The sequence below is a fragment of the Lysinibacillus sp. UBA5990 genome, assembly GCF_002429815.1.
In the GTDB taxonomy this organism is placed as follows: Bacteria; Bacillota; Bacilli; order Bacillales_A; family Planococcaceae; genus Lysinibacillus; species Lysinibacillus fusiformis.
In genome coordinates this window covers 22,479-29,165 of the sequence record NZ_DJAY01000006.1, presented here as the reverse complement: position 1 = coordinate 29,165, position 6,687 = coordinate 22,479, and the positions used below count along the sequence as shown (strand labels likewise).

At 37.4% G+C, this 6,687-nt stretch carries 4 protein-coding genes; 3 read left to right on the top strand and 1 reads right to left on the bottom strand.

The window, feature by feature from the left end; genetic code table 11:
* The first annotated feature begins 282 nt into the window (after positions 1-282).
* The 3 genes from guaB to asnB all read left to right on the top strand — a co-directional run bounded on the left by guaB (position 283) and on the right by asnB (position 5,156).
* Positions 283-1,746 (top strand): IMP dehydrogenase, encoded by a 1,464-nt coding sequence (guaB, locus tag B3D94_RS04280; protein WP_008179648.1) that lies wholly within the window; start codon positions 283-285, stop codon positions 1,744-1,746.
* A gap of 142 nt (positions 1,747-1,888) precedes the next feature.
* A complete protein-coding gene (locus tag B3D94_RS04275) occupies positions 1,889-3,220 on the top strand; it encodes a D-alanyl-D-alanine carboxypeptidase family protein (protein ID WP_083244759.1) in 1,332 nt (443 codons plus the stop codon).
* A 100-nt stretch (positions 3,221-3,320) separates the two neighbouring features.
* Positions 3,321-5,156: an asparagine synthase (glutamine-hydrolyzing) gene (asnB, locus tag B3D94_RS04270; protein ID WP_291755080.1), complete on the top strand. Its 1,836-nt coding sequence runs from the start codon at positions 3,321-3,323 to the stop codon at positions 5,154-5,156.
* A gap of 17 nt (positions 5,157-5,173) precedes the next feature.
* Here asnB and B3D94_RS04265 read toward each other — a convergent pair whose 3' ends face one another.
* Entirely contained in the window at positions 5,174-6,601 is a 1,428-nt protein-coding gene (locus B3D94_RS04265; protein ID WP_291755078.1) for a PLP-dependent aminotransferase family protein, read from the bottom strand.
* Between the last annotated feature and the right edge of the window lie 86 nt (positions 6,602-6,687).

Sequence of the window (6,687 nt, the reverse complement as noted above, 5' to 3'; positions counted from 1 at the left end):
TGTGTGCTGGCTGTTTTTTTATTATCTTAAGAATATCCTTCATAAATTACAGGATTTTATACAAAAATCATTCATTATAAAAAGATTTAATTGTAAGATTTCATATAACTATAGTATGGTCGCTAGTAGTTTTTTATATAGCTATTTATTTGGATTTTCAATTAAAATTTGCTATGATTAAAAGTCTGAATTGTCTTTCTTTTATAAGTTTCTTGACAGTAGCAGTCCACGTTGTTAATCTTACAATTAATATTCTTTTAACTATAGGAGGACGTTACGAAAATGTGGGAAACTAAATTTGCCAAAGAAGGTTTAACTTTTGATGATGTATTATTAGTACCAGCTCATTCTGAAGTATTACCGAAAGATGTTGATTTATCTGTTCAATTAACACCAAAGATTAAATTAAACATTCCAATGATCAGCGCAGGTATGGATACAGTTACAGAGTCTAAAATGGCTATTGCTATGGCACGACAAGGCGGTATCGGTATTATCCATAAAAACATGGGTATCGACGAACAAGCTGAACAAGTAGAAAAAGTAAAACGTTCTGAAAATGGTGTTATTACAAACCCATTCTTCTTAACTCCGACTCATCAAGTTTTCGATGCTGAGCATTTAATGGGTAAATACCGAATCTCCGGTGTACCTATTGTTGATAGTATGGAAAACCAAAAACTAGTAGGGATCATTACAAACCGTGATTTACGTTTTATCTCGGATTACTCTTTAAAAATTGAAGATGTCATGACGAAAGAAGATTTAATTACAGCTCCTGTTGGAACGACTCTAGAGGATGCAGAAAAAATTCTTCAACAATATAAAATCGAAAAACTTCCGATTGTTGATGAAGAGGGTCGCTTAACTGGACTTATCACAATCAAAGATATTGAGAAAGTTATTGAATTCCCTAATGCTGCTAAAGATACACATGGTCGCTTACTTGTAGGTGCAGCAGTTGGGGTATCGAAGGATACAATGGTACGTATTGAGAAGCTTGTAGAAGCACAAGTTGACATTGTAGTAATTGATACAGCACACGGACATTCAGAAGGTGTATTACAGACAATCCGTTCAATCCGCGAAACTTACCCAGAACTAGAAATCATTGCTGGTAACGTAGCCACTGCAGAAGGTTCACGTGCCTTATTCGAGGCTGGTGCAGATGTTGTTAAAGTAGGAATTGGCCCAGGCTCAATTTGTACTACACGTGTTGTGGCTGGCGTAGGTGTACCGCAAATTACAGCAGTATATGATTGTGCTACAGTAGCTCGTGAGCTTGGTAAAACGATTATTGCTGATGGTGGTATTAAATACTCTGGCGATATTGTGAAAGCTTTAGCGGCTGGTGGAAATGTTGTAATGCTAGGATCACTTCTTGCTGGTACTTCCGAATCTCCAGGAGAGACAGAAATCTTCCAAGGTCGTCGCTTCAAAGTATACCGCGGTATGGGATCTATTGGAGCAATGGAAAAAGGCTCAAAAGATCGTTACTTCCAAGAGGATGCGAAAAAGTTAGTGCCTGAGGGTATTGAAGGTCGCCTTCCTTATAAAGGACCATTAGCTGATACAATTTATCAACTGATTGGTGGTATCCGAGCTGGTATGGGTTATTGTGGAGCACCGCATCTTGAGTACCTACGAGAAAATGCCCAATTTGTTAAAATGACTGGTGCAGGTCTTCGTGAATCACATCCACATGATGTACAGATTACAAAAGAGTCACCAAACTATTCCATGTAATATATTACTTGCAACTTTTATGCTTTCGCATCGTCTACAAAGATGGCGCGAGAGCATTTTTTTATGATAGAGAGTCAACACGTATGTTGATATCTATGATAAAATGTCGAGGACAAGATTATTTTTTTGGAGGGCTTTAAAGGTGAAAAAGAAAATGAACACCGTATTACGCTTACTCCTAATTCCCGTTTTATTAATTGGTATTTTTGCAGGTATTCCTGCAAAGGCAAATGCAGAGACGGATTTAGGACTAACAGTGGATGCTGCAATTTTAATTGACGCAGATTCAGGGAAAATTTTATATGAACAAAATGCAGATACTTCACTAGGTATTGCAAGTATGACAAAAATGATGACTGAATACCTGTTATTGGACGCTATTGATGCAGGGACAGTTAAATGGGATCAAGAATACCACGTAACCGATTATACGTATCGTATGTCTCAAAATCGTGCATTAAGTAATGTACCTTTACGTCGTGATGGTTCTTACACGATTCGAGAATTGTATGAGGCAATGGCTATTTATTCAGCGAATGCTGCAACTGTTGCTATAGCTGAAACAATTGCTGGAACAGAGACTGAATTTTTGAAATTAATGAACAAAAAAGCAGAAGAACTTGGCCTAGAGGGTTATAAGTTTGTCAATTCCACAGGTCTAAATAACGCGGATCTTTTTGGGATGCAACCAGCAGGGACAGGACCAGAGGATGAGAACGTGATGCCTGCAAAATATGTGGCAAAACTAGCCTATCATCTATTAAAGGATCACCCAAAGGTACTAGAAACTTCTCAAATTACTAAGAAGACATTCCGTGAAGGTACAGAGGATGCCATTGAAATGTCTAACTGGAACTTTATGTTACCAGGGTTAGTTTTTGAATATCAAGGTGTAGATGGATTAAAAACAGGTACTACAAACTTTGCAGGCCATTGCTTTACAGGTACTGCAGAGCGTAATGGTACTCGATTAATTGCAGTGGTCATGAAAGCAGTTGATGCTAGTGGACAAGGATCATATAAAGCTCGTTTTGATGCAACAGCAAAATTATTTAACTATGGTTTTTCACAATTCTCAAAACAAGAAATTCTACCAGCGAACTATACGTTTAAAGATCAAAAAACAGTAAAAGTGACAAAAGGTAAAGAAGACAAAGTAGAGATTGCTGTAAAAGAACCTATTTCATTTATGATCAAGTCTTCCGATAAGGATCTTTATAAACCTAAATTGGTTTTAGATAAAAAGAGTCTTGAGGCAGGAGTTAAAAAAGATACTGTTGTAGGGAAGGTCGTTATTGAGCGCACAGAGGGCACAGATTACGGCTTTATCGATGGTAAGGATATTTCATCCGATATTGTTACTACAGGGGCTGTAGAGCGTGCTAGCGGTATCTCATTGTTCTTCCAAGGTGTTGGGAACTTCTTCGGCAATTTATGGAGTGGGATTTCTGATTTCGTTGGAGGACTATTCTAATCATTAATTAAAGGGCACATGAATGTTAGCAAACATTCATGTGCTTTTTCACATTTTGGACCCGTACAGCATACGCTAATAGGCGAAAGGATGTGGCTAAATGTGTGGCATTACAGGATGGGCTAACTTTCAAAAGGATTTAAAAGCAAGTGAAAAAGTTTTGCAAGCAATGACACGAACATTAAACAAGAGAGGGCCAGATGATGAAAATATTTGGTGTAGTGAGCATATTGCATTTGGCCATCGACGGTTAGCAGTTATCGATTTAATAGGTGGCAAGCAGCCGATGAAAAAAATACATGATGGGGTAAACTATGTCATTACATATAATGGCGAACTTTATAATACCGAAGAGCTGCGTAAAGAGCTGCAGAAAAGAGGTTATACTTTCACAACACATTCAGATACCGAAGTGCTATTGACTGCCTATATTGAATGGAAAGAGCGATGTGTAGACTTTCTAAATGGTATTTTTGCCTTTGGTATTTGGGATGAACAGGGGCAATCTCTTTTTTTATGCAGAGATCGATTAGGCGTGAAGCCCCTTTATTTTACAGAGCAACAGGGGGGTATTCTTTTTGCATCGGAAGTAAAGGCTTTACTAGCACATCCAATGATTGAAGCTGCCATTACTATGGAGGGATTGGCAAGTATGATGGCTGTAGGCCCCTCTAGAGCTCCAGGTAAGACCCTTTTCCAAAATATTGAGGAGTTACGACCAGGATATGCAATGCGCTTCTCTAGAGAAGGTTTAAGAAAATGGCAATATTGGCAGCTACAAAGCCGCAAGCATGAAGAATCATTGGAAGAGACAATAGAACATGTTCGTTTGCTGTTAACGGATGCTATTGAACGACAGCTTGTTTCGGATGTACCAATCTGTACATTTCTATCAGGAGGTCTCGATTCAAGTATTATTACAGGAATTGCTGCAGATAGATTCAAACAACAAAAAAATAAGTTGCATACGTATTCAATCGATTATGAGGATAATAAACGTTTTTTCAATCCCCATGCATTTCAAACTTCAACAGATACGTATTGGATTCAAAAAATGACTGAAACTTTTAAAACGATACATCATGCAGAGGAAATTACTCAGCAACAGCTGATTGATTTACTAGTAGATTCGGTTATAGTTAGAGATTCCCCAGGTATGGCGGATGTAGATTCATCGTTACTATGGTTTTGTCGGGAAATTAAAAGAGACTTTACTGTAGCACTATCTGGGGAATGTGCAGATGAAATTTTTGGTGGATATCCATGGTTTAAAGAAAAAACAACGGGTTTTCCCTGGATTCGATCATTGGCTGAAAGAAATGCATTACTCCAAGAGAAGTGGGATAAAAAATTAAAAATTGAATCCTACGCACAGCAGCTTTATACACAAACAATTGCAGAAGTCCCGTTGCTAGATGGCGAAAGTCCTTCAGAAGTAAAACATCGTGAAATGTTTTATTTAAATATGCAATGGTTTATGCAGACCTTGCTAGAGCGGAAAGATCGTATGAGTATGGGAGCGAGCTTAGAGGTACGAGTTCCTTTTGCGGATCATCGCCTTGTGGAATATGCATGGAATATTCCTTGGGAAATGAAGGATTTAGATGGCATAGAAAAGGGGTTACTACGCAAGTCCATGGCACATTTATTGCCTGATGAAGTGTTGTATCGTAAAAAAAATCCATATCCTAAAACATATCATCCAGTTTATACAGCAGGTGTGCAAACATGGTTAAGAGAAATACTTAAAGATAAGAACTCTATCTTACATGAATTATTTGAGCACAAAAAACTTGCGGAATTAATAGAATCTGGAGGTAGCTCATTCAAAATTCCATGGTATGGACAATTAATGGCGGGACCTCAACTTTTAGCATATCTAGGGCAAATTCATACTTGGTTTGAGCATTATCATATTCAACTTATTGAATCTTAATGGGGGTCACCCATCTACTACTTGGTTGTAGTAGATGGGTGATTCTTTTGTATTCCCCAACAATCCATTAATTGTTCTATCGATTGTTCAATTACATGAACAGGTATACCCCCAAAGCCAAGTAAAAATTGTGCTTGTGAAGATTCAACGTAATCAAGTTGATAATCAGATAATGGATAAATACCTATTCCTGCTTGGGAGGCAAGCTGTTGTAATTGTTTTTCTGGCAACTTGTGCTCAACGTCTAATAATATATGCATTCCTGCTTGCTCACCTGTAATTTTAATGGATGATGAATATTTTTCTAAAATAGAAGTAAGCTTATCATGTTTTTTACGATAAACTTTACGCATCCGATTAAGATGTTTTGCAAAATGACCATCATGCATAAAATTTGCTACGATATGCTGATCAAAGCGAGGTACGGTTGATGAATAGTAATTAAAGACATCATTATATGTAGCAAGTAATTGTGGTGGAAGTACAAAATAGGCTACGCGCAAAGAGGGCATTAACGATTTTGTAAAAGTGCTCATATAAATGACTTTATCGTTTCTATCGAGAGCATGAAGAGCAGGAATTGGTTTTCCAGTATAACGAAATTCCGAATCATAATCATCTTCAATGATATAACGAGATGAGCTTTGTGCCGCCCAATTTAAAGCCTGTGCACGTCTAGTAGCGGATAATACTGCACCAGTAGGAAATTGGTGTGATGGTGTAATATAAACAACATTAGCTTGTGTTTGCTCTAGCTCTTGAATGATGATTCCTTCTTCGTCGACGGCAATAGGATAAACTTTTCGTTTATGCTGAGAGAACATACGATGCACTGCCGGATACCCTGGGTTTTCCAGTGCAAAGCAAGTATCATCACTAAAAAGACGTAAAATCATAGGTAGAAGCTGCTCAGTACCAGAGCCAACGACGATTTGCTCGGGATTACAGACCACTCCACGTGATTGATATAAATAATTGGCAATTTCAGTTCGCAAAGAAAGCTCCCCTTGAGGTTCCCCTGTTAATAATAATTTCTTTGAAGCTTCATCAAACAGCTCCTTTGCATATTTTCTCCAAATCTGAAATGGGAAAGCATCGATATCAATAGAACCAGGATTAAAATCTATTTTGTATGATTTTTTCTTAGAATGCTCATTGAATTGAATTACGGTGTCCTGCTGGATGTAGGGTAGTTCATCTATTTCTTCTACAAAATAACCAACACGTGATTTGGACATAATATAGCCTTCTGCAAGAAGCTGTGCATAGGCAATTTCAATCGTTGTTTGAGAGATATTCAAAAAATCGGCTAATTTTCTTTTTGATGGTAATTTTTCTCCCACTGCTATTTTCTTGGAAATGATAGCTTCTTTAATGCCGTTGTAAAGCTGATCATATAGAGGTTTATCGCCATCCCGTTCAAGCTGAAATAAAAGCATATCCATATGATAAAAACCCCCTGACCTTATGATTTTTTAAAAAACTGGATATTTTTATATGGTCAATTTCTATTATACTAAATTTCATCATA